Below are 24,892 nucleotides of genomic sequence, written 5' to 3' on the forward strand. Positions count from 1 at the left end.
GTGAAACCGCATCGCACACAACCCGACCCAGGAAGAGATGAACGATCGCACTTGCATCGTTACGCGCAGGCAGGCCGAAGCGGATGAACTGATCCGCTTCGTCGTCGGCCCGGATTCGGCCGTCGTTCCGGACATCAAGAGAAATCTGCCCGGCCGCGGTTGCTGGGTCACCGCCGATCGCCTACATATCGAGAAGGCAGCGGCGAAGAACCTGTTTGCCCGTGCTTTCAAGGCACAGGTGACCGTTCCAGCCGATCTCGGCGGCATGGTCGACGGGCTGCTCTCCAGAACCGCTCTGGGCATGCTTGGCCTTGCTCGCAAGGCTGGCGCCATTGTTCTTGGCGCCACCAAGGTCGAGGCTGCGGTGCGCGACGGGCAAGCGCTGCTGGTGCTGCATGCGGCCGAGGCCTCGGACGACGGTGTCCGCAAGATCAGCCAGGCGCGGCGGGCAACCGTCCATCTCGGCGGCCCCGTCATCCTTGCCTACAAACTTTTCTCCGAGGCCGAGTTGAGCTTGGCATTGGGGGGTACAAATGTGATACATGCTGCCGTCCTCGCGCAGGACGCGGGACAGGCGGTTGAGAAGCGCGTTGTTGCGCTCGACCGATATCGGGGCGGTACCCCGAACGATCTGGCAATGCTTGCGGCCGTTGCTGACGAAGATGATGCCGCAGAGGATATGGAATGAGCGATACGAAATCGGGCGACGACAAGACGTTGAGCGTTACGCCGAAGAAGACCTTGACGCTGAAGCGCCCCGGTACCGAGCAGGGCACCGTGCGCCAGAATTTCTCGCATGGCCGCACCAAGCAGGTCCAGGTCGAGATCAAGAAGCGCAAGTTCTCGATGCCCGGCGACAAGCCGGAACCGGTGGCTCCGTCCGTCTTCACGCCGAAGCCCGCCGCTGCTGCCCCTGTTGCCGCCGCGCCTGTCGTGCAGGAAGCGCCGAAGGCGCCGCCCCCGCCGTCGTCGGAGCGTTCCGGCATGGTCCTGAACGAACTCTCGCGTGGCGAGATGGAAGCGCGCCGCAAGGCGCTGGAAGGCTCCAAGGCCCGCGAGGCCGAGGATCGCCAGCGCGCTCAGGAAGAGGGCAAGCGCCGCGCCGAGGAAGAGGAACGCCGCAAGCGCGAGCGTGACGAATCCGCGCGCCGTCAGGCCGAGGAAGAAGCGCGTCTGCAGGCCGAGGCAGAGTCGCGGCGTCGTGCCGAGGAAGAGGCTCGCCGTCGCGCGCCGCTGGCCGCCGACGTCGCTACGGTTGACGACGAGGAGGGGGCCAAGCCGAGGCGCACCGGCGCCGGCGGTGGCGCAGGCGCCAGCGCGCCCGCCCGTCGCCTTGCGACGCCGGAAGTGGCGCGGCCGGCCAAGCCGACCAAGGGCGAGGAAGACCGCCGCCGCGGCAAGCTGACGCTGAACACCGCGCTGTCGGACGAAGATGCGCGCGCCCGTTCGCTGTCGTCGATGCGTCGCCGCCAGGAAAAATTCAAACGCGCGATGCACAATGAGCCGCGCGAGAAAGTCATGCGCGAAGTGATCCTGCCCGAAACCATCACCATCCAGGAACTGGCGCAGCGCATGTCCGAGCGCGCCGTGGACGTGGTCAAGTTCTTCATGAAGCAGGGCCAGATCCTGAAGCCGGGCGACGTCATCGACGCCGACACGGCCGAACTGGTTGCTTCCGAATTCGGCCACACGGTCCGCCGCGTCGCCGAGTCCGACATCGAGGAAGGCTTGTTCAACATCGCCGACCGCCCGGAAGACCTGGTCTCGCGTCCTCCGGTCGTGACCATCATGGGCCATGTCGACCACGGCAAGACCTCGCTGCTCGACGCCATCCGCAACGCCAATGTCGTCTCCGGCGAGGCTGGTGGCATCACCCAGCATATCGGCGCCTACCAGATCGAGAAGAACGGTCAGAAGATCACCTTCATCGACACGCCCGGCCACGCCGCCTTCACGGCCATGCGCGCCCGTGGCGCCCAGGTCACCGACATCGCGGTGCTGGTGGTGGCGGCTGACGACGCCGTGATGCCGCAGACGATCGAATCGATCAGCCACGCCAAGGCGGCCGGCGTGCCGATCATCGTGGCCATCAATAAGATCGACAAGCGCGACGCCGACCCGCAGAAGGTGCGGACCGAGCTGCTGCGTCACGAAGTGTTCGTCGAATCGATGGGTGGCGAGGTGCTGGATGTCGAGGTTTCGGCGACCAAGGGCACCAATCTCGACAAGCTCCTGGAAGCGATACTGCTGCAGGCCGAAGTCCTCGACCTCAAGGCCAACCCGGACCGCACCGCCGAAGGCGCGGTCATCGAGGCGCAGTTGGACAAGGGCCGTGGCCCCGTCGCCACCGTGCTGGTGCAGACCGGCACGCTGATGCCGGGCGACATCATCGTCGCCGGCAACGAGTGGGGCCGTGTGCGTGCGCTCGTCAACGATCGCGGCGAGCATGTGCCGGAAGCGCCGCCGGCGATGCCGGTCGAGGTGCTTGGCCTCCAGGGCACGCCGCAGGCGGGCGACCGCTTCGCCGTCGTCAACAACGAGGCCCGCGCCCGTGAGATCACCGAGTACCGCCAGCGCCTGGCGCGCGACAAGGCGGTGGCCCGGCATGCCGGCCAGCGCGGCTCGCTTGAGCAGATGATGTCGCAGCTCCAGACGAGCGGGCTGAAGGAATTCCCGCTGGTCATCAAGGGCGACGTGCAGGGTTCGATCGAGGCGATCAATGCCGCCCTTGAAAAGCTCGGCAATGACGAGGTGCGCGCGCGCATCGTTCATGCTGGTGCCGGCGGCATCACCGAAAGCGACGTCTCGCTCGCCGAGACGTCCGGAGCGGCGATCATCGGCTTCAACGTCCGCGCCAATGCGCAGGCGCGGGCGGCCGCGGCCGCCGCAGGCATCGAGATCCGCTACTACTCGATCATCTACAACCTCGTCGATGACGTGAAGGCGGCCCTTTCGGGCATGCTTTCGCCAGAACGGCGCGAGACCTTCATCGGCAATGCCGAGATCCTCGAGATCTTCGACATCTCCAAGATCGGCAAGATCGCCGGCTGCCGGGTCACCGAAGGCAAGGTCGAGCGTGGCGCGGGTGTTCGCCTGATCCGCGACAACGTCGTCATCCACGAAGGCACGTTGAAGACGCTCAAGCGCTTCAAGGACGAGGTTGCCGAAGTGCCGGGCGGTCAGGAATGCGGCATGGCCTTCCAGAACTACGAGGACATGCGCGTTGGCGACGTCATCGAGTGCTTCCGCATCGAGATGGTGACCAGAACGCTCTAAATTCGGTATACTTGCCGAAATGAAACGGGCGGCGGCCGAAAGGCTGCCGCCCAGATCCCTTATGCATGTTGAGACATGTCGCGCGGTCCCATCCCGCGCTTCACGATTTCAGGACCGAAGAAAATGCCCCGTTCGACTACATCAGGCCCCTCCCAGCGCATGCTGCGCGTCGGCGAGCAGGTTCGTCACGCTCTCTCCGAAACCTTGCAGCGCGGCGAGATCATCGATCCGGTGATCGAAAACAGCGTCGTGTCTGTGTCCGAAGTGCGCATGTCGCCAGATCTGAAGATCGCCACCGCCTTCGTGTCGCCGCTTGGCACTGGCGATGCCGGCGCGGTGATCGAAGCGCTCAACAGGCATGCGAAGTTCATCCGCGGCCGTGTTTCCGGTGCGCTCAGGCAGATGAAGTACATGCCGGAGTTCCGCTTTAGGCTCGACACGTCCTTCGACAATTTCGCGAAGATCAATGAACTGCTGAAATCGCCCGAAGTCGCGCGCGATCTCGGCGACGGCAAGAACAACGACAAGGACGAGGAATAGGTGGCGCGTCGCGGCAAGAAGAAGGGACGGCCGGTCTCCGGCTGGGTGGTGCTGGACAAGCCGGTCGGCATGGGCTCGACCGAGGCCGTCTCCAAGATCAAATGGCTGTTCCAGGCCGAGAAGGCCGGTCACGCCGGCACGCTCGATCCGCTTGCCTCCGGCATGCTGCCGATCGCGCTCGGCGAGGCGACCAAGACCGTTCCTTATGTGCAGGACGGTGCCAAGATCTACCGCTTCACAGTCGCCTGGGGCGAGGAGCGCTCGACCGACGATCTCGAAGGCCCGGTGACCAACAGCTCCGACCGTCGCCCGGCCGAGGCCGAGGTGAGGACGCTGCTGCCGAAATACACCGGCGTCATCATGCAGACGCCGCCGCAATTCTCGGCCATCAAGATCGCTGGCGAGCGCGCTTATGACCTTGCCCGCGAGGGCGAGACGGTCGACATCCCTGCGCGCGAGATCGAGATCGGCCGCCTCGACATCGTCGAGCACGGTGCCGACAAGACCGTTTTCGAGGTCGAATGCGGCAAGGGCACCTATGTGCGCTCGCTGGCTCGCGACATGGGCCGCGACCTCGGCTGCTTCGGCCACATCGCCGAATTGCGCCGCGTCGAGGTCGAGCCATTCACGCCGCAGGATTTCGTCACGGTTGCCGAGCTGGAAGCCGCCCGCTTCGGCGACAGGACAGAGCCGAATCCGGACGAGGCCGAGACGCCGGTCGATTTCAGCGCCATCGACGCGCTGCTTGTCGAAACGGCGGTTGCGCTCGACTGCCTGCCGCAGGTCGCCGTCAGCGACGACGCGGCGACGAAGATCCGCCTCGGCAATCCCGTCATCATTCGCGGCCGCGACGCGCCGGTAGAGGCCGATGAGGCCTGCGCCACCGCGCGCGGCAAGCTCATCGCCATCGGCGCCATCGAGCAGGGCATGTTCAAGCCCAAGCGGGTCTTTGCCGGGTGAATCCGTTCGTCTAAGCTCTGCTCAGCGCCGACGCTTCAGGGATCTCATGGCCAAGACCGATACGGGCAAGAAAAGGGCGGCGCTGAAAACCCGTCGACCACCGGTCGGGGCGTCTCCCGGCACGCTTATCGCCGATCCTTCGGCGCGGCGCAGCGAGCTTCGGCTGACGCTGATCTCGCCCGAGAAATACAAGACCATCGACAATGCCTCGATCGATGATCTCAACGCCCATTGCGAGAAATGGCCTGTCGTCTGGCTGGACTGCACGGGCCTCGCCAACATCCCGCTGATCGAGGAGATCGGCCGCATCTTCAACCTGCATCCGCTGGCGCTGGAGGACGTCGTCAACACCGGACAGCGGCCCAAGGTGGATTTCTTCGAGGATCATGCCTTCGTCATCATGCGGATGATCGACGATGTCACCTCGCACCGTTACGAGCAGATCGCGCTGTTCTTCGGCGGCAATTTCGTCGTCACCTTCCAGGAGCGCGAAGGCGATCCGTTCGATCCGGTGCGCAAGCGCATTGCGGGCGCGATGCCCAACCGGCTGCGTTCGCGCGGCGCAGACTATCTCGCCTATGCGCTGATCGATGCCATCGTCGACAGCTATTTCCCGCCGATCGAGGCGGCGAGCGAACTGGTCGACGGCATCGAGGACGATATGCTGAACAAGCCGCACAAGCATCAGATGCGGCAGCTGCATGAGCTCAGGCGCGACGCCAACGTGCTGAAGGGCGTGCTGTGGCCGATGCGCGACGCGCTGGCGACGCTGATCCGCAACGACGTGCCCTTCGTGAAGGCGGAGACCAAGATATTCTTCAACGACACGCTCGATCATTCGCTGCGCCTGATCGAGCTGGTCGAGAACCAGCGCGACATGCTCACCGGCCTGATCGAGATGCATGTCTCGCTGACCCAGGCCCGCACCAACGACGTCATTTCCTATCTGACGATCGTCTCGGTGATCTTCATGCCGCTGACCTTCCTGGTCGGCGTCTGGGGCATGAATTTCGATCCGGAAACCTCGCCCTGGAACATGCCCGAGCTGAAGGCCTATTACGGCTATCCCGCCTCGCTGGTGTTCATGGCGGTCGTCGCGGTCGGTTTGATCGCGTTCTTCAAATGGAAGAAGTGGCTCTAGCCTTTGAATTCTCCTAAAGCGCGTCGCGATCTTTCAGATTCGCTCCTTGCGTTTTAGGCTTTTGATTTTGCGCATGTCTTTGCCCCGAAACAGGTTCCCACTTTCGGGAGACATGCTTTTGGTTTTCGCAACCAGAACCTGCGACAAGCCGGCTTGACAATTGGGCTGGTGTTTTTCCCGGAATTGCACTATATGCGCCGCAGCTTCGCGCCCTGACGCGTCGCTTGCACTGGCCCCTGCTGGACGACATCCCGGCTGTGGGCGTCCCGTTTCCTCCAACAGATAAGGAAAAGCACGATGTCGATCACTGCCGATCGCAAGAAGGAATTGATGACCGAATACGCAACCGCCAAGGGCGATACCGGATCTCCGGAAGTCCAGGTTGCCATCCTTTCCGAGCGCATCAAGAACCTGACCGAGCACTTCAAGGACCACAAGAAGGATAACCATTCCCGCCGTGGTCTGCTTGCTCTGGTCTCCCAGCGCCGCAGCCTGCTTGACTATCTCAAGCGCAAGGATGACGCGCGCTATCAGACGCTGATCGACAAGCTCGGTCTCCGTCGCTGACGAATTGACCGGCGGGCTCTCGAAGGGGGCCCGCCGGTCGCGCATTGGCGCATCGGATGGTCCGGTGCCTCGATGCTGGAAAAGTAAATTCCCCTCCGCGCATGGCGCGTTCCGGAAACAGTGGTTTCCGGCGTCATGCGCAAGGCCGGCCGACCAATCGGCCAATCGGGTTCCGGACTTGCAGAGGGCTATCCGGAACCGCCCATGGACGGTCATGGGGCAGGATTGCAGGATGCTCGCTCGGCTCTTGAGCCGGACTTGATCGAGCTTCCCGTTGTCTTGCCCGTGGCTGCCCGAAGGAAGCCAGGAAAGGGAGAACCCGCGACCGTTAAGACGGTGCGGCCCTTTCCGCATATGAAGGACAAGATATGTTCAATCAACACAAAGTGGAAATCGAATGGGGCGGCCGTCCGCTCATCCTCGAAACCGGCAAGATCGCGCGCCAGGCTGACGGCGCGGTGCTCGCCACCTATGGCGAGACCGTCGTTCTCGCCACCGTCGTCTCGATGAAGGAGCCGAAGCCCGGCCTCGATTTCTTCCCGCTTACCGTCAACTACCAGGAAAAGACCTACGCCGCCGGCAAGATCCCGGGCGGCTACTTCAAGCGCGAGGGCCGTCCGAGCGAAAAGGAAACGCTGGTTTCGCGCCTGATCGACCGTCCGATCCGCCCGCTTTTCGCCGACGGCTACAAGAACGACACCCAGATCGTCGTCACCGTCGTCCAGCATGATCTCGAGAACGATCCCGACATCCTGTCGATCGTCGCCACCTCGGCCGCTCTGACGCTTTCGGGCGTGCCCTTCATGGGCCCGATCGGCGGCGCCCGCGTCGGCTACATCAACGGCGAATATGTGCTCAACCCGCATATCGACGAGATGCAGGAATCCAAGCTCGACCTCGTCGTCGCCGGCACCACCGACGCCGTGCTGATGGTCGAATCCGAAGCCAAGGAACTCTCCGAGGACCTGATGCTCGGCGCCGTCGTGTTCGGCCATAAGAGCTTCCAGCCGGTGATCGATGCGATCATCAAGCTGGCAGAAGTTGCCGCCAAGGAGCCGCGCGACTTCAAGGCGCCGGACTACTCCGCGCTGGAGGCCGAGATGCTGAAGATCGTCGGCGACGAGCTCAGCAATGCCTACAAGATCACCGACAAGCAGAAGCGCTATGCTGCGGTCGACGCCGTCAAGGCCAAGGTCAAGGCGGCGTTTGCTCCGGCCGAAGGCGAGGAAGCCAAGCACACCTCAGAGCAGATCGGCTCGGTGTTCAAGGAGCTTCAGGCCAAGGTCGTGCGCTGGAACATCCTCGACACCGGCTCGCGCATCGACGGCCGTGATCTCAAGACCGTTCGCAAGATCGTTTCGGAAGTCGGCGTCCTGGCGCGCACCCATGGATCGGCGCTCTTCACTCGCGGCGAGACCCAGGCGCTGGTCGTCGCCACGCTGGGCACCGGCGAAGACGAGCAGTATGTCGATTCGTTGACCGGCATGTACAAGGAGAAGTTCCTCCTTCACTACAACTTCCCGCCCTACTCCGTCGGTGAGACCGGCCGCATGGGCTCGCCGGGCCGCCGCGAAATCGGCCATGGCAAGCTCGCCTGGCGCGCCATTCGCCCGATGCTGCCCTCCGCTGACCAGTTCCCCTACACGCTGCGCGTCGTCTCCGAGATCACCGAGTCCAACGGCTCGTCCTCGATGGCCACCGTCTGCGGCACCTCGCTGGCGCTGATGGATGCCGGCGTGCCGCTGGCAAAGCCGGTCGCCGGCATCGCCATGGGCCTGATCAAGGAAGGCGAGCGTTTTGCGGTGCTCTCCGACATCCTCGGTGACGAGGACCACCTTGGCGACATGGACTTCAAGGTCGCCGGCACCGCCAACGGCGTCACCTCGCTGCAGATGGACATCAAGATCGATGGCATCACCGAGGAAATCATGGGCATCGCGCTTGCCCAGGCCAAGGACGGCCGCCTGCACATCCTCGGCGAGATGGCGCATGCGCTATCCGGCGCCCGTGCCGAGCTCGGCGAGTTCGCGCCGCGCATCGAGGTCATGCACATCCCGACCGACAAGATCCGCGACGTCATCGGCTCCGGCGGCAAGGTGATCCGCGAGATCGTCGAGAAGACTGGCGCCAAGATCAACATCGAGGACGACGGCACGGTCAAGATCGCTTCGGCGAACGCCAAGGAGATCGAGGCGGCGAAGAAGTGGATCCACACCATCGTCGCCGAGCCGGAAGTCGGCGAGATCTACGAAGGCACCGTCGTCAAGACGGCCGACTTCGGCGCGTTCGTCAATTTCTTCGGCCCGCGCGACGGTCTCGTCCACATCTCGCAGCTCGCCAATGAGCGCGTCGCCAAGACCTCGGACGTCGTCAAGGAAGGCGACAAGGTCTGGGTCAAGCTGATGGGCTTCGACGAGCGCGGCAAGGTCCGCCTGTCGATGAAGGTCGTCGACCAGGCGACCGGCAAGGAAATCGCTCAGGACAAGAAGAAGTCGGAAGGCGAGGAAGACGCCGCCTGATCGGGGTCTGACTGATAGAATTGAGACGGGCGTGCCGTGAGGTGCGCCCGTTTTGTTTCAGGGTAAATGAATGGCCGCGGAGCCGCTGAAAACGCTGTTCTATCCATTTGAGGCCGAGGCGCTGCCTCTGCCGCGAAAGGATGCCCGCGTCCTTTTTCTGGGCGCCGAGCCCGGTTTCCGCTTGCCCGCCGGCTTCGATGCGGCGCTGCATCTGGCGCAAGGTTTCCGGTCGCATTTTCGCGCCCTGCAGGCCTTGGGCCGTGATGTGACGCCGCGGGCGGAAGGGCAGGACTACGACATGGCTCTCGTGCTCGCCGGCCGGCATCGCGGGCAAAATGAGGTGCGCATCGCCGAAGCTGTCGAGCGCGTCGCACGGGGCGCGCCTGTCGTCGTTGCCGGCAGCAAGGACGACGGCGTCGACAGCCTGCGCAAGCGGATCAATGGGCTGGCGCCGCTCGAAGGCCATCTGCCGAAGCATCACGGCGTTGCCTTCTGGTTCCGGCGAGCCGGCACGAACACGGCCGCGACGCTGCGCGCCGGCAACCCCGACCTTGTCGTCGAAGGCGGCTTCAAAACCGCGCCCGGCATGTTTTCCTTCGATCGGATCGATGTCGGTTCGAAACTGCTCGCCGCGAACCTGCCTGACGATCTCAAAGGCAATGTTGCTGATTTCTGCGCCGGCTGGGGTTATCTGGCGGCGGAGGTCCTGCAGCGCTCGCACGGCCTCACCGCGCTCGATCTCTATGAAGCGGATTTCGAAGCGCTGGAAGCAGCCAGGCTGAACGTCCATGGCGCCATCGAGCCGCGCTTCTTCTGGACCGATCTTCTCACCGAAGCGGTCGACTGGCGCTACGATGCGATCGTCATGAACCCGCCCTTCCACAGCGGCCGTGCCGCCGAGCCCGGCATCGGCGCGGGCATGATCCGCGCCGCGTCGAAGGCGCTGAAGCCGGGCGGTCGCCTGTTCATGGTGGCGAACCGCCAGCTTCCCTATGAGCAGGTGCTTTCGGCAGCCTTTGCCAGCCATGCCGAGATCGCCCGCGACGGAATGTTCAAGGTGCTTTCGGCGCGCCGCTAGCAATTCAAGGAAAAGTGCGAAGCGGTTTTCCGTCCGGAAAGGGGCGCTCGCTCTACTGCACGCTGACGATGCGGGCCGGCTCATGCGTGCCGAAGGCGGGCCGCGCTTCGCCGAGCTCGATCTTGAGCGGCGCCGGCCGGCCGAACAGATAGCCCTGCACCACCTCGCAGCCGGCCGCTCGCAGCAGGGTGGCCTGGTTCTCGGTCTCGACGCCTTCGGCGATGATGCTGACGCCCAGCGCCCGCGACAGGCCGACAATGGTCGAGACGATCGCCCCGGAGTTGGAGTCGGTATCGATGCGGCTGACGAAGGAACGGTCGATCTTCAGCTTGCCGAAGGAGAAATCGATCAGGTAGCTCAAATTGGAATAGCCGGTGCCGAAATCGTCGACGGCCACCGAAATGCCCATCTCGGCAAGCTGCTCCAGGATCGCCGCGGCGCGGTCGCGATCCTGCATCATCGCCGTCTCGGTGACCTCGAGCTCCAGCCGCGACGGCTTGATGCCGGTCGATTCCATCACCTCCCGCACAATGCCGACGAAATCCCTGGTCATGAACTGAACCGGCGAGATGTTGACGGCGACGAAGCAGTCCTCCGGCAGGTACCGGGCGTCGCTGCAGGCCTTGCGCAGCACCCACTCGCCGATCGGATTGATCATGCCGGTTTCCTCGGCGATCGGAATGAATTCCATCGGCGGGATCATGCCGCGCTCCGGATGCTTCCAACGGATCAGCGCCTCATAGCCGACGACGCGGCCGCTCGGCAGGTTGAGTTGCGGCTGATAGTGGAGGCTGAAGTCGCCGCGGTCGAAGGCGGTCTTCAGCTCCGACTCGATCCACTGCCGATAATCCGCCACGCGGCCCATGTCGGCGTGGAAGACGGACCAGTTGCCGATGCCGCTGGCGCGCGCGTTCTGCAGCGCCAGGTTCGAGCGGCGAAGGATCAGCACCGGGTCGACGCCGTCCTTCGGCATCGCCACGATGCCGACCGACAGGCTGACCGACTGCAGATGGCTCTGCAACTGATAGGGCTCCATCATCTCGTTGATGAGCTTCTCGATGAGCCGCTCGATCGAACCCCTGATGTCACGATCCGGCAGCAGCACGCCGAATTCGCCGGCGCCGATGCGCCCGATCACCGCATTCTTCGGCATGTTCTCCTTCAGCCTGCTGGTGAAGGCGCGGATCAGTTCGTCGCCCTGGCTGTAGCCGATGGCGTCGTTGATCTGCTTGAAGCGGTCGATATCGATGTCGATCAGGAACACCGGCTCGCCGGTTCGGATCGTCCCGGAGGCGGCCTCAGCTATCTTGCCGACCATGGCCTGGCGCGCCAAAAGGCCGGTCAACTTGTCGAAATGGGTTTCCTTGAAGACATAGGCCACCGATTCATCGACGCCGGCGAAGAACGACAGCGCGGCACCGCCGGCGGCCAAAGCGCAGAGCGCGGCGATGACGCCGGCCATCGTCTCGGCTGGCATGCCGGCCATGCCGTCGCCGAAGCCGAACCGCAACCCCCATAGTCCAAGGATGAAGCTGCCCATGCCCGAGCTGGCGATGGTGATCAGCCGGAACAGCGGAGTCCGTTTGGGATTGCTGACTGCAGGCATGCATGGTCCCTAGATTACGGGGCCTTATAGCGGAAATCTCCTTAAAATGAGTTTCCGCCAATGCATCCAATTTTACTGGAACGCTACTATCGCAGCCGCAAACTATTCGCGCGTGCTGTCGTTCTGCTTCAATTCCTCCAATGCCGGCATCGAAACGATGTGATAGCCGGAATCGACATAGTGGATTTCGCCGGTGACGCCCGACGACAGGTCGGAGAGCAGGTAAAGCGCCGAGCCGCCGACTTCGTCGATGGTCACCGTGCGCCGCAAAGGCGAATTGCGCTGCTGGTAGGAGAACATATGGCGGGCGTCGGACACGCCGGAACCGGCCAGCGTCCGCACCGGCCCGGCCGAGAGGCCATTCACCCTGATGCCGCGCGGGCCGTAATCGTTGGCAAGGTAACGCACGCTGGCCTCCAGCCCGGCCTTGGCGACGCCCATGACGTTGTAGTTCGGCATCACCCTGACCGAGCCGGCATAGGTGAGCGTGATCATCGAGCCGCCCTTGCCCATCAGCGCGGCGGCGTTGCGGGCGATCTCGGTGAAGGAATAGCAGGAGATCACCATGGTGCGCACGAAATTGTCGCGGCTGGTGTCGGCGTAAAGGCCCTTCAGCTCGTTCTTGTCGGAAAAGCCGATGGCGTGCACCACGAAATCCAGCCCGCCCCAGGCCTTGCCGAGGGTCTCGAAGGTCGCGGTGACCGAGGCGCTGTCCTCGACGTCGCAAGGCACGATCAGTGAGGCTCCCACCTTCTCGGCAAGCGGCTTGACCCGCCGCCCGAAGGCGTCGCCCTGGTAGGTGAATGCCAGTTCCGCTCCATGCTCCGACAGCTTCCTGGCAATGCCCCAGGCAATCGAATGGTCGTTGGCGACACCCATGACAAGCCCGCGCTTGCCCTTCATCAACCCTTCCATGCCTTGGCAATCCTTATGAAAAACGCCGTCTTATGCGGCATAGCGCTGGAAAATCAGCGTTGCGTTGGTGCCGCCGAAACCGAAGGAGTTGGACAGGACGGTGTCGATCCTGGCGTCGTCGATGCGCTTGCGCACGATCGGCATGCCCTCGAATTCCGGGTCGAGCGCCTCGATATGGGCGCTTTCGCCGATGAAGCCGCCCTGCATCATCAGGATCGAATAGATCGATTCCTGCACGCCGGCCGCGCCCAGCGAATGGCCGGTGAGCGACTTGGTCGAGGTGATGTAAGGCATCTTGTCGCCGAACACCTCGCGGATGGCGCCCATTTCCTTGGAATCGCCGACCGGCGTCGAGGTGCCGTGGGTGTTGATGTAGTCGACCGGGGTCGAGACGGTGGCAAGCGCCTGCCGCATGCAGCGCATCGCGCCTTCGCCGGACGGAGCCACCATGTCGTAGCCGTCGGATGTCGCGCCGTAGCCGACGATCTCGGCATAGATCTTGGCGCCGCGCGCCTTGGCGTGCTCCAGTTCTTCCAGCACCAGCACGCCGGCGCCGCCGGCGATGACGAAGCCGTCGCGGTTGACGTCATAGGCGCGCGAAGCGGCCGACGCATTGTCGTTGAACTTCGACGACATGGCGCCCATGGCGTCGAACAGGTCCGACATCGTCCAGTCGAGGTCCTCATGGCCGCCGGCGAACATCACGTCCTGCTTGCCCCACTGGATCAGCTCATAGGCATTGCCGATGCAATGCGCGGAGGTCGAGCAGGCCGACGAGATCGAATAGTTGACGCCGTGGATCTTGAACCATGTGGCCAAAGTGGCCGACGCGGTCGACGACATCGCCTTCGGCACCGCGAACGGGCCGATTCGCTTGGGGCTGTTGTTCTTGATCGTGGTTTCTGCCGCTTCGACGATGGTGCGGGTCGAAGGCCCGCCGGACCCCATCACGATGCCGGTACGCTCATTGGTGATGTCGCTTTCGCTTAAGCCGGCATCGGCGATCGCCTGGTCCATGGCGACGTGATTCCAGGCAGCGCCCTGGCTGAGGAAGCGCATGGCGCGGCGATCGATCATCGGGGTGGGATCGAGCGTCGGCGCGCCCCAGACCTGGCAGCGGAATCCGTGTTCGGCGAAGGAATTGGAAAAGCTGATGCCGGATTTGGCATCGTAAAGCGAGCTCTGCACCTCGTTGGCATTGTTGCCGATCGACGACACAATGCCGAGCCCTGTCACTACGACCCGTCTCATTCGCAACTCCTTCCGGCGTATTCAGGCGAAAAACCTAGCCGGTTTTCACCTGTGATCATACGCAAATAAACTGACGTGGCGTCCATTGGCTACGCGGACGCCGTGGCGAAAAACGTTCAGGCGGCCGACTGCTTGGACAGGCCGACCTTCAGATCCGTCGCCGCGTATATGGGTTCGCCATCCGCCTTGAGCCAGCCATCGGCGATGCCGAGCACCAGGCGGCCGCGCATCACGCGCTTGAAGTCGATGCCGTATTCGACCTTCTTCACCGACGGCGTCACCATGCCCTTGAACTTCACCTCGCCGGTCGACAGCGCCATGCCCTTGCCGGGTTCGCCCAGCCAGCCGAGATAGAAGCCGGTCAACTGCCACATGGCGTCGAGGCCGAGGCAGCCCGGCATGATCGGGTTGCCGATGAAGTGGCAGGCGAAGAACCACAGGTCCGGCTTGATATCGAATTCGGCGCGGATGAAGCCCTTGTCGAAAGCGCCGCCTGTCTCGCTGATCTCGGTGATGCGGTCGAACATCAGCATCGGTGGGTAGGGCAGCTGGGCGTTGCCCGGCCCGAACAGGTCGCCGCGGGCGCAGGCAAGCAGTTCTTCGTAGTCGTAGCTGGACTTCTGACCCGCCATCAAATTTCTGTCCCCGTGTTCTTCGCGGGCGGCAGGGCGCCCTTGTCGTTGGTTTCCTAACACACTCTGTTTGCGGCCGGAAACCGGCGTTTGCGCTTAACCCGTGCGCCTGCCCGGGTCAATGCGCGCTATTGATCGCATTCGGACTACAGAATATATGTCGACTGATGTCCGGGTTTGGCTTTTGACGTCTTTTTGCCATTCTGGACCTGTTGATGGGCTGGGCAACAAGCTTCGAAGCGAAGATGGATTCGGGCTACCGGAAGGAAAATGTCGCTGTGGACAAGCGGGTTCGCGAAGCCGGCCTGAGGCCGACGCGTCAGCGCATTGCGTTGGCCGATCTGCTTTTCGCCAAGGGCGACCGCCACCTTTCGGCCGAGGAACTGCACGAGGAGGCGATCGCCGCCGGCGTGCCGGTTTCGCTGGCGACGGTCTATAACGCGCTCCATCAGTTCACCCAGGCCGGCCTGCTGCGCATCCTGGCGGTGGAAGGCTCGAAAACCTATTTCGACACCAACACGTCCGACCATCATCACTTCTACGTCGAAGGCGAGAACCGGATTTTCGACATCGAAAGCGGACCGGTCACCGTCTCCAACCTGCCGGCGCCCCCGGAAGGCATGGAGATCGCCAATGTCGACATCGTGGTGAGATTGCGCCCCAAACGCTGCGATTGATCCGTCGACTATGCGCCCGGTCGACCTGATTGTCCGGTTTGAATGGGTCACCGTCGCTGCGTTGGCTATCGTTTGCTACGCAATGTCCAGCTTTTCCTGGTGGCTGTTTGCGCTGCTCATCCTCGCGCCGGACCTGTCGATGCTGGGCTACCTCGCCGGGCCGCGCTTCGGCGCCGTCACCTACAATGCCTTGCATATCCTGATCGCCCCGCTCGTCCTTCTGCTTGCGGGCGCGTTGCTCGCCGGCCCGGTCACGACCGCCGTGGCGCTCATCGCGCACATCGCCATCGACCGTGCCCTCGGCTACGGCCTCAAGCTGCCCACCGGTTTTCAGGACACGCATCTCGGCCGTATCGGCCGCGACCGGGCGGCAGGTTAGGGTGTGTCGAGATTCGGGTCAGGCCCTAGTTCTTGACCTTCTCACCCGGATAAGCGCCCCACACCTGCGACTGGGCCATCCAGCCGGTGTGGCCGTCGAATGTCATCTCGCACCATTGGCCGTCGCATTTCTTGATCGAGCCGATCACGCCCGGCTCGATGATGGCGACGACGCCAGCATCCTTGTCGGGTTCGTCGAGCAGGTTGATTCGCCCGCCCTTGCCGCGCTGCCAGGGGGCGACGATCGCGGTACGGTGCCCGGAGAGCAACGACTGGTTGATCCAGCCTTCCGAGCCGTCGGCATCGCGCACGCGGCGCCAGGTGTCGAATTCCTGGATGACTTCCATCGGCAGGCCGGCCTTCATGTACATCCAGTTGACGGAATAATTGGCGCCAGGGCCGACGCGCGAATTGACGCGGGCCGGTTTCAAGCTGACGAAGCGCGGCAGCGGCAGGCCGCTTGGGCCAAGCGTTATGGTCTGCGCCGGCGCGGCCGCGCTCTGTGCGAATGCCTGCGGTGCGCAAAGCAGGGCGCCGAGAATGGCTGCGCTGAAGGCCAGGCGAAGCGACGCGAAACCAGACACTTTCGTTCCTTTCGGCGCCGGTCCGTCGGGACGGGCGCCCCTTTTTCTTTGTCTTCGGCGGCACCGCTTGTTACAGGAGTGGGCTGATGCCGCGATTGGCTGCAAGTTTCGCCGGTCTTGGTTAAAGAGGTCTCAACGAGATCGGTTTCGAGAGCATGATCCCGAAAAGTGGGAACCGGTTTTCGGAAAAGATCATGCTCCAAAAAAGAGTGGGATCAGGATGACGATTCAACGAGACGTCATTCTGATCCAGCAAGCTTCGGGGATAAAATGGCAGGCAAAAAACGGCCCCTCGTCGTCATCACGCGCAAGCTGCCCGATCCGGTCGAAACGCGCATGCGCGAGCTGTTCGACGCAAGGCTGAATGTCGAGGACCGGCCGATGACCCAGCCGGAGCTGGTCGCGGCGGTCAAGGAAGCCGATGTGCTGGTCCCCACCATCACCGACCATATCGATGCCGCGCTGATCGCCCAGGCCGGCGAGAACCTCAAGCTGATCGCGAATTTCGGCAATGGCGTCGACAAGATCGATGTCGCGGCGGCCGCCAAGAAAGGCATCACCGTCACCAACACGCCGAACGTGCTCACGGAAGATACTGCCGACATGACCATGGCGCTGATGCTCGCCGTGCCGCGCAGGCTCGCCGAAGGCGCCAACGTGCTGACGGGCGAGAAGAAATGGGCCGGCTGGTCGCCGACCTGGATGCTCGGCCGGCGCATCTGGGGCAAACGTCTGGGCATCGTCGGCATGGGCCGCATCGGCACCGCGGTCGCCAGGCGGGCCAAGGCTTTCGGCCTGTCGATCCACTACCACAACCGGCACCGTGTGCTGCCGGCGGTCGAGGAAGAACTGGAGGCGACTTATTGGGAAAGCCTCGACCAGATGCTCGCCCGCATGGACATCATCTCGGTCAACTGCCCGTCGACGCCGGCGACGTTCCACCTGCTGTCCGGTCGTCGCCTCGCGCTGATGCAGCCTTCGGCCTATATCGTCAACACCGCGCGCGGCGACATCATCGACGAGGAATCACTGGTCAAGCTCATCCATGACGGCAAGATCGCCGGGGCCGGCCTCGACGTCTACGAGCACGAGCCGGCGCTGAACACCAAGCTCTTGAAGCTTACCGCCAAGGGCAAGGTGGTGCTCTTGCCGCATATGGGCTCGGCCACGCTCGAGGGCCGCATCGACATGGGCGAGAAGGTGATCATCAACATCCGCGCCTTCTTCGACGGCCACCGCCCGCCGGACCGCGTCCTGCCGCTCAGGACCTGAAAGGTTTAGACGGCCACGGTAACGGCGCCATCCGCGGCGACTTTTGCTGTGGTTTCGCGATAGGTATCGAACTCGCCGCGTTCGAGCCGCACCGCCATAGGCGTTTCCCAGCCCATCTCCCGGGCGACGATCAGGCCGAGCAGCAGGATGGCGTCCGGCTCGTGCAGCACCAGGGCGGCCGGCGCGCGGCCGTTATGGACAAGCTCCATCAGCACGGCCGAGGCGGATGAGGAACCGATCGTGCCCGGCAGGAACAGCACCCGGCCGGCTATGACTTCGCCATGCTGCGGGTGGCGGACATCGGCGATGCGGCCGGTCTTCGGGTCGACGCCGCCCCAGAAGCTGATCGGCACCGTCAGCACCAGCGCTTCGCCTTCGCCGGCCTTGCCCGGCACCAGGATCTCGGCTGCAGCGCTCATGCGGCGATCTCCGTGAAGACCGGCCTGCCGAGCACCGCGCTTTCGACGCAGTCGGCGAGCGAGGCGTAGAGCACCGCATAGCCGGTGTTGCCCGGCGCGTAATGCGCGAACTTGCCCGAATTGGTCATCAGCACGCCATTGCCGAGCTCTGGCATGATCGGCGTCACCACCACGCATGTATCGGCGACGATGACGACACCGCTGGCTTCGAGCCTCTTTCGCCCGCCGTCCCGCTCCAGCAAGGCGAGCGCGTGACGGCCGGTGCAGGCATAGATCGGGACAGTGAGCCGTCTGCCCGCGATGAACCGCTCCAGCATGTCGAACTCGGCAGGCGACAGATGCGGGCTGCCGATCGCCACCGCGTCGATGGTCTTGGCCGCTGCCGCGGTCGACAGGCCCGCGCGGGCCTTGGCAACCATCTGAGGCGTCACGCGGATCACCGCTTCCGGTTCCGGTCCGGCCAGAATGGTTTCGATGTCGGGCGCCTCGGGCGTCACGCCGGCAATGTGGAACAGGCCGACCGCACCGGACGATGCGGCTGCGGCGCCGAAGGCTTTCAGCGCGTCTTCGCCGGGATGACCGGCCACGCCGGTGACGACACCGATCGCATTGCCCACCTCGCGGCCATAAAGGCTGCCCAGCACCGGCCAGGCGATCTCCGAGGCGAGGAAGGATGGCGAGAGGTCCGAGACATCGAAGACAAGCCTTGCACGGCGGTTTTCGGGCCGATGCAGACCATAGTCCGGCGCGCGGCCGACAATCGCGCAGGCGATGTCGAGAAAATCGCCGTAGCGGTTGGTGCGCGCGCCCAGCACCGAGTTGCAGAACACCACGGCGTTGGACTCGCCCCAGGCCACGTCGCTGCCGAGTGCCGGCCTGTGTCCGGCCTGGTAGGGCGCGCAGGTCCAGCTCTGCTCGCAGCCGAGCTTGCGGTAGGCCTCCATCATCCGCCGCGCCATGCCGCGCTGCGGCTCTTCCAGGCGAATGCGCGAGCAACCCATCAGGTCGAGCGCTCCGACATTGAGCGTCGAACGCACCGCGACCTTCGCGCCGCCTTCAACGAGCCTCTCGGCAAACAGCGTGCCGGAATCGCCGTGGTACAGCGCGCCGTCGATATGGGTGGAGGCGATCGGGATCAGCCGCGGCGCGCCGAGCAACCTGGCGCTTTCGGCAACGATGCGCATTGCCATGCCCGCGCCGTCCTGGCGGGCGGCGATCGCCTGTTCTTCAGGGCTGAGTGAAAGGCTCAAGACAGCACCTTGCGCATGGTGATGGAGGTCGGCCTGTCGTAGCCCTCATGCGCCGTGCGCTCGGTTTCCCGAAAGCCGAGCCGGGCGAAGGCTGCATGGTTTGCAGTGAGTTCGATACGGGTCTGCAGCTCGATTGCATCCTTGCCGCGTTCGCGGGCAAGATCTTCCACAGCCCGCATCAGCCGGGTTCCGATGCCTTGGCCTTGACGTTCTGGCCCGACCGCGAGCTTGCCGGCATAGAAATCCTGCGCCCGCTCCAGGGCAAAGACGCAGCCGACGATGCGGTCGTTCTCGATGGCCAGAAATCCCGCCTCCCGCTTCGCCTTCTCGGCAAGGCCGTCAGCGGTCAAAAGATGCGCCGATGACGGCGGGTCGATGACGCCGTCCATATAGGCGAAGGCGCGCCGGATCAGCGCGAGCAAGTCGTCCCACCGGCCGAAATCCGCGGCAAGGCGAACCATGGAGATGCCGACGCTCTGGTCCATGCGCTCACACGGCCTTGTAGCGGATCGTGTCGAAACGGGCCGTGAGCCCGTCATAGAGCAGCAGCCGGCCGATCAGCGGCTCGCCTATGCCGGTGATCAGCTTGATCGCTTCCATCGCCTCCAGCGTGCCGATGACGCCCGTCAGCGCGCCGACGATGCCGGCAACGGCGCAGGACGGCACCAGTCCTTCGGGCGGCGCCTCCGGGAACAGGTCGCGATAGCTAGGGTTGCGCTTGCCGTCGGCGCCTGTCTCGAACGGCTTCAACACCGTCACCGAGCCGTCGAAGCGACCGACGGCCGCGGTGACGAGGGGTTTCTTCTCATTGGCGCAGGCATCGGCGACCGCGTAGCGCGTTTCGAAATTGTCCGAGCCATCGACAACGACATCGTAGCGGGCGACGAGGGCAGGGGCGTTTTCTTCCGTTAGCCTCAAGCGATGCGCTTCCACCGCCACATTGGGGTTGATGCGCATGATCGCCGCCGCGGCGCTGTCGGTCTTGGCCATGCCGATCGTGTCGCCGCCATGGATCACCTGCCGCTGCAGGTTGGACAGCGAAACCGTGTCGTCATCGACGATGCCGAGCGTGCCGACACCGGCGGCGGCAAGATATTCCAGCACCGGCGCGCCGAGCCCGCCGGCGCCGATCACCAGCACCCGCGCCCGTTTCAGCTTCTGCTGGCCTGGCCCGCCGATCTCGGGCAGCACGATGTGGCGGGCGTAGCGTTCGAGCTCTTCGTCGGTGAGGGCGGCGGCAGTGGTCATGGCTGGACCTTATCGCGGGCGGAAAACCTTGTCAGCAAGCGCAAGGCGAAGCCTTGTGGTCCACACGCAAGGCAAAAGGTTTGGCATGACGCATGGCAAGGCCTTGTGGCGCGGTGCCGAAGTAGCTTCGCGGGCTAGCCGGTCAGCCCGACGCTGCCATGATCCACCGTCAGGAACTGTGCTTTGCCTTCAAGGCTCGAGAACAGCGCGGCATCCGTGCCGGTCATGAAGGCCTGGCAGTTCAGCTCCTCCAGGATCGAAAACAGCGCCGCGCGCCGGCCCGCGTCGAGATGCGCGGCGATCTCGTCCAGGAGAAGGATCGGCGTCAGGCCCGACATCTCGCCGGTCAGCCTGGCATGCGACAGGACGATGCCGACCAGCAGCGCCTTCTGCTCGCCGGTCGAACAGAGCTCGGCCGGCATCGACTTCGGCCGGTGCCGCACCACGAGGTCGGAACGATGCGGGCCGTCCAGCGTGCGGCCGGCGGCGCGGTCGCGCTCGCGTCCATTGGCAAGCGCTGCGCGATAGCGTTCCTCGACATCGACTGCGGGTGCGCTGCCGAGCGCGCTCTCCAGATCGCCGGCGAGGCTGATGTCGGCCTGCGGAAACGGCCCGCTGCCGGGCAACCTGTCGATCATGGCGGCAAGCAGCCGAACCAGCTCGGCCCGCGCCGCGGCGATCGCGACTCCGGTCTCGGCCATCTGCGTCTCGATCGCGTCGAACCAGGCGCCGTCGCGGGAGCCTTCGGTAAGCAACCGGTTACGGCCACGCATGGCTTTCTCATAGTCGAGCGCACGCTGGCCATGGCCGGGGTCGATCGCCAGCACCAGCCGGTCGAGGAAGCGGCGGCGGTCCGCCGCCGGGCCGGGAAACAATCCGTCCATCGCCGGCGTCAGCCACACGACCCTCAGCCATTCCAGCATATCCTCGGCCGATCGCGCCGGCGCGCCGTTGATCCGCACCTTCCTGCCGCCTTCGCCTGCGGCATCGCCGCCGGAAATGCCCGTGCCGATCTCGACCTGGCCTTCCGGTCCTTCGATGCGCGCATGCAAGGCGAAGCCGCCATCGCCGCCTTCGCGTGCCACATCCGCATAGGGTGCGCGGCGCAAGCCCCGCCCTGGCGTCAGGAACGAGATCGCTTCCAGGAGATTGGTCTTGCCGGCGCCGTTGTCGCCCGACAGCACCACCGCGCCGGGCGCAAGCTCAAGCGACAGCGCCGCGTAATTGCGGAAATCCGTAAGTGTAAGCTTACTTAGATGGCTTTGCTGCCGAAGCTGTCTGGCATCCGCGGTCACGACGACACATCAGGCCCGCTAGAGCAATTCCAGGAAAAGTGCATAGCGGTTTTCCGTCCGGAATTGCGACGGACAAAAGCGCAATTCCAGGAAAAGTGCATAGCGGTTTTCCGTCCGGAATTGCGACAGACAAAAGCGCAATTCCAGGAAAAATGCACAGCGGTTTTCCGTCCGGAATTGCGTCGACAGGGAGACCTAGACACGCATCGGCATCAGCACATACAGCGCCGTCTCGTCGGCCATGTCGTGAATCAGCGTCGGCGAGCCGGCATCGGCCAGCATGAACTTCGCCTCCGAACCGGTGAGCTGGGCAGCGACGTCGAGCAGGTATTTGGCGTTGAAGCCGATCTCGATCGGATCGGACGAATAGTCGGCCGCCAGTTCCTCGGTGGCGCTCCCCGAGTCGGGGTTGTTGACGGCAAGTGTGACCTGACCCTCATTGATCGAGAGCTTTACCGCGCGTCCGCGTTCGGACGAGATGGTCGACACGCGGTCGACGGCGGCGGCGAAGGTTTGACGGTCGATGATCAGCTTCTTGTCGTTGCCGGTCGGAATGACGCGCTGGTAGTCGGGGAAGGTGCCGTCGATCAGCTTCGAGGTCAAAACGACGCTGCCGATGGTGAAGCGGATCTTGGTGTCCGACAGTTCCGTAGTCACCGCCACATCGGGATCGTCGACCAGCTTCTGCAGCTCGCTCACCGTCTTGCGCGGAATGATGATGCCGGGCATGCCTTCCGAGCCTGCCGGCGCGTCGATCTCGGCCCGCGCCAGGCGATGCCCGTCGGTCGCCACCGAGCGCAGCTTCAATTTGCCGCCCACCTCATGTGTGTGCAGGAAGATGCCGTTGAGATAGTAGCGCGTCTCTTCGGTGGAGATGGCGAATTGGGTCTTGTCGATCAGGCCCTTGAGCGCCGCCGATTCCAGCCGGAAGATGTGCGAGAACGAGCCCGCCGAAAGCTCCGGGAAATCGGATTGCGGCAGGCACTGCAGGCGGAAGCTCGAACGGCCGGAGGTGACGGTCATCGCGTTGCCGTCCTCGTCCGTCTTCAGCATCACCTCGGCGCCGTCGGAAAGCTTGCGCACGATGTCGTAGAGCAGATGCGCCGGCACCGTCGTCGCGCCGCCGCGCTCGACCTTGGCGGGCGTTGCTTCCGTCACTTCGAGGTCGAGGTCGGTGGCCTTCATCTCGAGACTGGCGCCCTCGGCGCTGAGCAGGACGTTGGACAGGATCGGTATGGTGTTGCGCCGCTCGACCACGCGGTGGACGTGGTTGAGGGACTTCAGGAGATTTGACCGTTCCAGGATAACACGCATGACGAAACAGGCTCGCTTCAATGAATGAACGGGTTACCGGCAGGCGGCATCCCGCGAAAGCTCTGAAAGGCTTTCAGAATCTGTGTAAGCTGACAGTAAAAAGCCTGCGAACGCAAGCCCGCGGCACCGGTTCCGGCCGGTAGCGCGGGCTTTCTGGGGATAAAGCCGGCGAAGCGTGCCGCCCTATGCATGTCGCCCAAAACCGCGCAGCGGTTTTGGGAAAACGACATGCACGAAGACAATGCTTGAAGCGCGTCGCCAAATCCGTTTCGACGCGACGCGCTTTAGGATTTCCGCGGCCCTTCAGGCCTGGTCGTTGATCAGCCTTCTGAGCAGCTCGAGCTCCTGCGCCAGCGTGTTGTCGCCGCCCGAAAGATCCTCGATCTTGCGCACCGCATGCAGCACGGTCGTGTGGTCGCGGCCGCCGAAGCGCCGCCCGATCTCCGGCAACGAGCGCGGCGTCATCACCTTCGACAGATACATCGCCACCTGCCGTGGCTTGACGATCGTGCGCGTGCGCCGGTTGGACAGAAGCTCCGTCTTCGACACGTTGTAGTGGCGCGCCACGATGCGCTGGATATCCTCGATGCGCACCCGCTTGGGCTCGCCGGAGCGGTAGATGTGGCCGAGGATCTCGTCGATGCGATCGATGGTGATCTGCGGCTCGAAGGACTGGCGGAACAGAAGCTGGTTGAAGGCGCCTTCGAGTTCGCGGCCGCTGCCGGTCACCGTGCGCGCGACATGCTCCAGAATCTCGTCCGAGATATCGAGCGAGGTGTCATCGGTCTTGGTGGTGGCGCGGCGCAGCTTCAGCATGCCGAGCCGCATGGCGAAATCCGGCGCCGACATTTCCAGCGCCACGCCGCCATTGAGGCGCGAACGCACGCGCGGCTCCAGCGATTCCAGTTCCGACGGCGGCCGGTCGGCCGCGACCACGACCTGCTTGGCGCTGTCGAGCAGCATGTTGATGAGGTGGCAGAATTCGTGCTGGATCGACTTGCCCTGCAGGAACTGCATGTCGTCGATGATCAGGAGATCGATGTCGCGCAGCTGTTCTTTCAGCGTCAGCGCGTTGTTGTCGCGGATCGCGGTGGCGAAGCGCCACATGAAATATTCCGCCGTCAGGTAGACAACGCGTGACTTCGGGTTGTGCCGCAGCGATTCCGCCGCGATCGCCTGCAGCAGGTGCGTCTTGCCGAGCCCGACCGTCGCGTGCAGGAAAAGCGGGTTGAAACGCACCGCGCTCGACTGCGATTCCGCCACCGCCCTGGCAGCCGCGAAGGCCACTCTGTTCGACGGCCCCTCGATGAAGGAGGCGAAGGTGTAGCGCGGGTCGAGTGGCGACCCCAGCACATTGTGGCGAAACTCCGGTTCCGCGGACGCGCCCTGGCGGGGCGCCGGCGCCCGTTGTTCCACGCGCCCGGCACTGGCGGTGCCGTTGGCCAGCGCGGTATGCACCTGCTTGGTCATCTTGCGCGCGGGCGCCACTTCCGGCTCGATAGGGTTGCGCCCCTGGCGCGTCGCGGTGCGCACGACGATCTCGATCTTGAGGATCTCCGGATCCTCATGCCGCCACAGCTCCGCGATGAGCTCAAGATAATGGCCATTGATCCAGGACCGCAGGAAGGCCGTGGGCACCGAGATGCGGACGACGCCACGGGAGGCCTCTGCGACCTTCATACGGCCGAACCAGCTCGAATAAACCTCGGCTCCGAGACGCGCCTTCAACTGGGTCTTGACCCGCTCAAACTTCTGTTCCGCGTCGCTGGATGCCGCCACGTCGTGCCCCCCGGCAAAAGTTGCTGGAAATGGGAGCTCGCCCGCTAGCTCCCTCTCGATGCCGCTCTGCATGATCAAAGTTCCTTGTCTTCTCGTACCTGTTTTCCGCCGGGGATGCGCCTCCTGCATCCTTGGTCCAGCGACCTGATTTCGTCGCGTCGCCACTGCCGCCGCCGGCAAATGAACGTCGC

At 64.1% G+C, this 24,892-nt stretch carries 23 protein-coding genes; 11 read left to right on the forward strand and 12 right to left on the reverse strand.

Translation table 11 applies throughout. The features are described 5' to 3' along the window. The first annotated feature begins 10 nt into the window (after positions 1 to 10). The 8 genes from LB572_RS00425 (at position 11) to LB572_RS00460 (ending at position 10,081) form a co-directional block, all read left to right on the forward strand. Positions 11 to 688 carry an RNA-binding protein gene (locus LB572_RS00425; protein WP_281408549.1) on the forward strand — a complete coding sequence of 226 codons (678 nt, stop codon included), beginning with the start codon at positions 11 to 13 and terminating at the stop codon, positions 686 to 688. Then, positions 685 to 3,276 (forward strand): translation initiation factor IF-2, encoded by a 2,592-nt coding sequence (infB, locus tag LB572_RS00430; protein ID WP_140807883.1) that lies wholly within the window; start codon positions 685 to 687, stop codon positions 3,274 to 3,276. The genes LB572_RS00425 and infB overlap by 4 nt, the downstream gene beginning before the upstream one ends. 123 nt (positions 3,277 to 3,399) lie before the next feature. After that, on the forward strand, positions 3,400 to 3,816 hold the full coding sequence (gene rbfA / locus LB572_RS00435) for a 30S ribosome-binding factor RbfA (RefSeq protein WP_140807882.1): 417 nt from the start codon (positions 3,400 to 3,402) through the stop codon (positions 3,814 to 3,816). Further along, on the forward strand, positions 3,817 to 4,776 hold the full coding sequence (gene truB, locus LB572_RS00440; protein ID WP_140807881.1) for a tRNA pseudouridine(55) synthase TruB: 960 nt from the start codon (positions 3,817 to 3,819) through the stop codon (positions 4,774 to 4,776). Positions 4,777 to 4,822: 46 nt separating this feature from the next. Beyond that, positions 4,823 to 5,917, forward strand: a complete 1,095-nt coding sequence (gene corA / locus LB572_RS00445; protein ID WP_140807880.1) for a magnesium/cobalt transporter CorA — start codon at positions 4,823 to 4,825, stop codon at positions 5,915 to 5,917. A 297-nt stretch (positions 5,918 to 6,214) separates the two neighbouring features. Beyond that, the gene (gene rpsO / locus LB572_RS00450; protein WP_095819323.1) at positions 6,215 to 6,484 is read left to right on the forward strand and encodes a 30S ribosomal protein S15; all 270 of its coding nucleotides are present in this window, start codon (positions 6,215 to 6,217) and stop codon (positions 6,482 to 6,484) included. A 368-nt stretch (positions 6,485 to 6,852) separates the two neighbouring features. Continuing rightward, positions 6,853 to 9,003, forward strand: a complete 2,151-nt coding sequence (gene pnp / locus LB572_RS00455) for a polyribonucleotide nucleotidyltransferase (RefSeq protein WP_140807879.1) — start codon at positions 6,853 to 6,855, stop codon at positions 9,001 to 9,003. A gap of 70 nt (positions 9,004 to 9,073) precedes the next feature. Beyond that, entirely contained in the window at positions 9,074 to 10,081 is a 1,008-nt protein-coding gene (locus LB572_RS00460; protein WP_224666238.1) for a class I SAM-dependent methyltransferase, read from the forward strand. A gap of 52 nt (positions 10,082 to 10,133) precedes the next feature. Here LB572_RS00460 and LB572_RS00465 read toward each other — a convergent pair whose 3' ends face one another. From LB572_RS00465 to fabA, 4 genes are all read right to left on the reverse strand, one after another. Then, the gene (locus LB572_RS00465; protein ID WP_140807877.1) at positions 10,134 to 11,687 is read right to left on the reverse strand and encodes a putative bifunctional diguanylate cyclase/phosphodiesterase; all 1,554 of its coding nucleotides are present in this window, start codon (positions 11,685 to 11,687) and stop codon (positions 10,134 to 10,136) included. 102 nt (positions 11,688 to 11,789) lie between these two features. Beyond that, positions 11,790 to 12,602, reverse strand: a complete 813-nt coding sequence (gene fabI / locus LB572_RS00470; RefSeq protein ID WP_224666239.1) for an enoyl-ACP reductase FabI — start codon at positions 12,600 to 12,602, stop codon at positions 11,790 to 11,792. A gap of 30 nt (positions 12,603 to 12,632) precedes the next feature. Then, positions 12,633 to 13,853, reverse strand: coding sequence for a beta-ketoacyl-ACP synthase I (gene fabB, locus LB572_RS00475; protein ID WP_140807875.1), 1,221 nt, complete (start codon positions 13,851 to 13,853; stop codon positions 12,633 to 12,635). Positions 13,854 to 13,969: 116 nt separating this feature from the next. Further along, positions 13,970 to 14,485 (reverse strand): 3-hydroxyacyl-[acyl-carrier-protein] dehydratase FabA, encoded by a 516-nt coding sequence (gene fabA, locus LB572_RS00480; protein ID WP_140645328.1) that lies wholly within the window; start codon positions 14,483 to 14,485, stop codon positions 13,970 to 13,972. Between the two features lie 245 nt (positions 14,486 to 14,730). On the opposite strand from fabA, the gene irrA reads away from it, so the two are divergent. Then, positions 14,731 to 15,162, forward strand: a complete 432-nt coding sequence (gene irrA, locus LB572_RS00485; RefSeq protein ID WP_140645394.1) for an iron response transcriptional regulator IrrA — start codon at positions 14,731 to 14,733, stop codon at positions 15,160 to 15,162. A 10-nt stretch (positions 15,163 to 15,172) separates the two neighbouring features. Next, positions 15,173 to 15,541 (forward strand): DUF4260 domain-containing protein, encoded by a 369-nt coding sequence (locus LB572_RS00490; RefSeq protein WP_224666241.1) that lies wholly within the window; start codon positions 15,173 to 15,175, stop codon positions 15,539 to 15,541. Positions 15,542 to 15,566: 25 nt separating this feature from the next. Here LB572_RS00490 and LB572_RS00495 read toward each other — a convergent pair whose 3' ends face one another. Beyond that, positions 15,567 to 16,124, reverse strand: coding sequence for an SH3 domain-containing protein (locus LB572_RS00495; RefSeq protein WP_140807873.1), 558 nt, complete (start codon positions 16,122 to 16,124; stop codon positions 15,567 to 15,569). Positions 16,125 to 16,394: 270 nt separating this feature from the next. On the opposite strand from LB572_RS00495, the gene LB572_RS00500 reads away from it, so the two are divergent. Beyond that, the gene (locus LB572_RS00500; protein ID WP_140807872.1) at positions 16,395 to 17,396 is read left to right on the forward strand and encodes a 2-hydroxyacid dehydrogenase; all 1,002 of its coding nucleotides are present in this window, start codon (positions 16,395 to 16,397) and stop codon (positions 17,394 to 17,396) included. 5 nt (positions 17,397 to 17,401) lie between these two features. Here the strand turns inward: LB572_RS00500 and LB572_RS00505 are convergent, their stop codons facing one another. The 7 genes from LB572_RS00505 to dnaA all read right to left on the reverse strand — a co-directional run bounded on the left by LB572_RS00505 (position 17,402) and on the right by dnaA (position 24,701). After that, on the reverse strand, positions 17,402 to 17,815 hold the full coding sequence (locus LB572_RS00505) for an aconitase X swivel domain-containing protein (RefSeq protein WP_224666242.1): 414 nt from the start codon (positions 17,813 to 17,815) through the stop codon (positions 17,402 to 17,404). Next, positions 17,812 to 19,065, reverse strand: a complete 1,254-nt coding sequence (locus LB572_RS00510; protein WP_224666243.1) for an aconitase X — start codon at positions 19,063 to 19,065, stop codon at positions 17,812 to 17,814. The genes LB572_RS00505 and LB572_RS00510 overlap by 4 nt, the downstream gene beginning before the upstream one ends. Continuing rightward, positions 19,062 to 19,550 (reverse strand): GNAT family N-acetyltransferase, encoded by a 489-nt coding sequence (locus LB572_RS00515; protein ID WP_224666244.1) that lies wholly within the window; start codon positions 19,548 to 19,550, stop codon positions 19,062 to 19,064. The genes LB572_RS00510 and LB572_RS00515 overlap by 4 nt, the downstream gene beginning before the upstream one ends. A 4-nt stretch (positions 19,551 to 19,554) precedes the next feature. Continuing rightward, positions 19,555 to 20,313, reverse strand: coding sequence for a molybdopterin-synthase adenylyltransferase MoeB (locus LB572_RS00520; RefSeq protein ID WP_140807868.1), 759 nt, complete (start codon positions 20,311 to 20,313; stop codon positions 19,555 to 19,557). A 134-nt stretch (positions 20,314 to 20,447) separates the two neighbouring features. Next, positions 20,448 to 21,608, reverse strand: a complete 1,161-nt coding sequence (gene recF / locus LB572_RS00525) for a DNA replication/repair protein RecF (protein ID WP_224666246.1) — start codon at positions 21,606 to 21,608, stop codon at positions 20,448 to 20,450. A 195-nt stretch (positions 21,609 to 21,803) separates the two neighbouring features. Further along, positions 21,804 to 22,922: a DNA polymerase III subunit beta gene (dnaN, locus tag LB572_RS00530; RefSeq protein ID WP_140802743.1), complete on the reverse strand. Its 1,119-nt coding sequence runs from the start codon at positions 22,920 to 22,922 to the stop codon at positions 21,804 to 21,806. Between the two features lie 303 nt (positions 22,923 to 23,225). Beyond that, positions 23,226 to 24,701 carry a chromosomal replication initiator protein DnaA gene (gene dnaA / locus LB572_RS00535; RefSeq protein WP_412033525.1) on the reverse strand — a complete coding sequence of 492 codons (1,476 nt, stop codon included), beginning with the start codon at positions 24,699 to 24,701 and terminating at the stop codon, positions 23,226 to 23,228. Positions 24,702 to 24,892 lie beyond the last annotated feature (191 nt).

Origin of the sequence: Mesorhizobium sp. BH1-1-5 (genome assembly GCF_020165615.1) — a bacterium.
Taxonomy (GTDB): Bacteria; Pseudomonadota; Alphaproteobacteria; order Rhizobiales; family Rhizobiaceae; genus Mesorhizobium.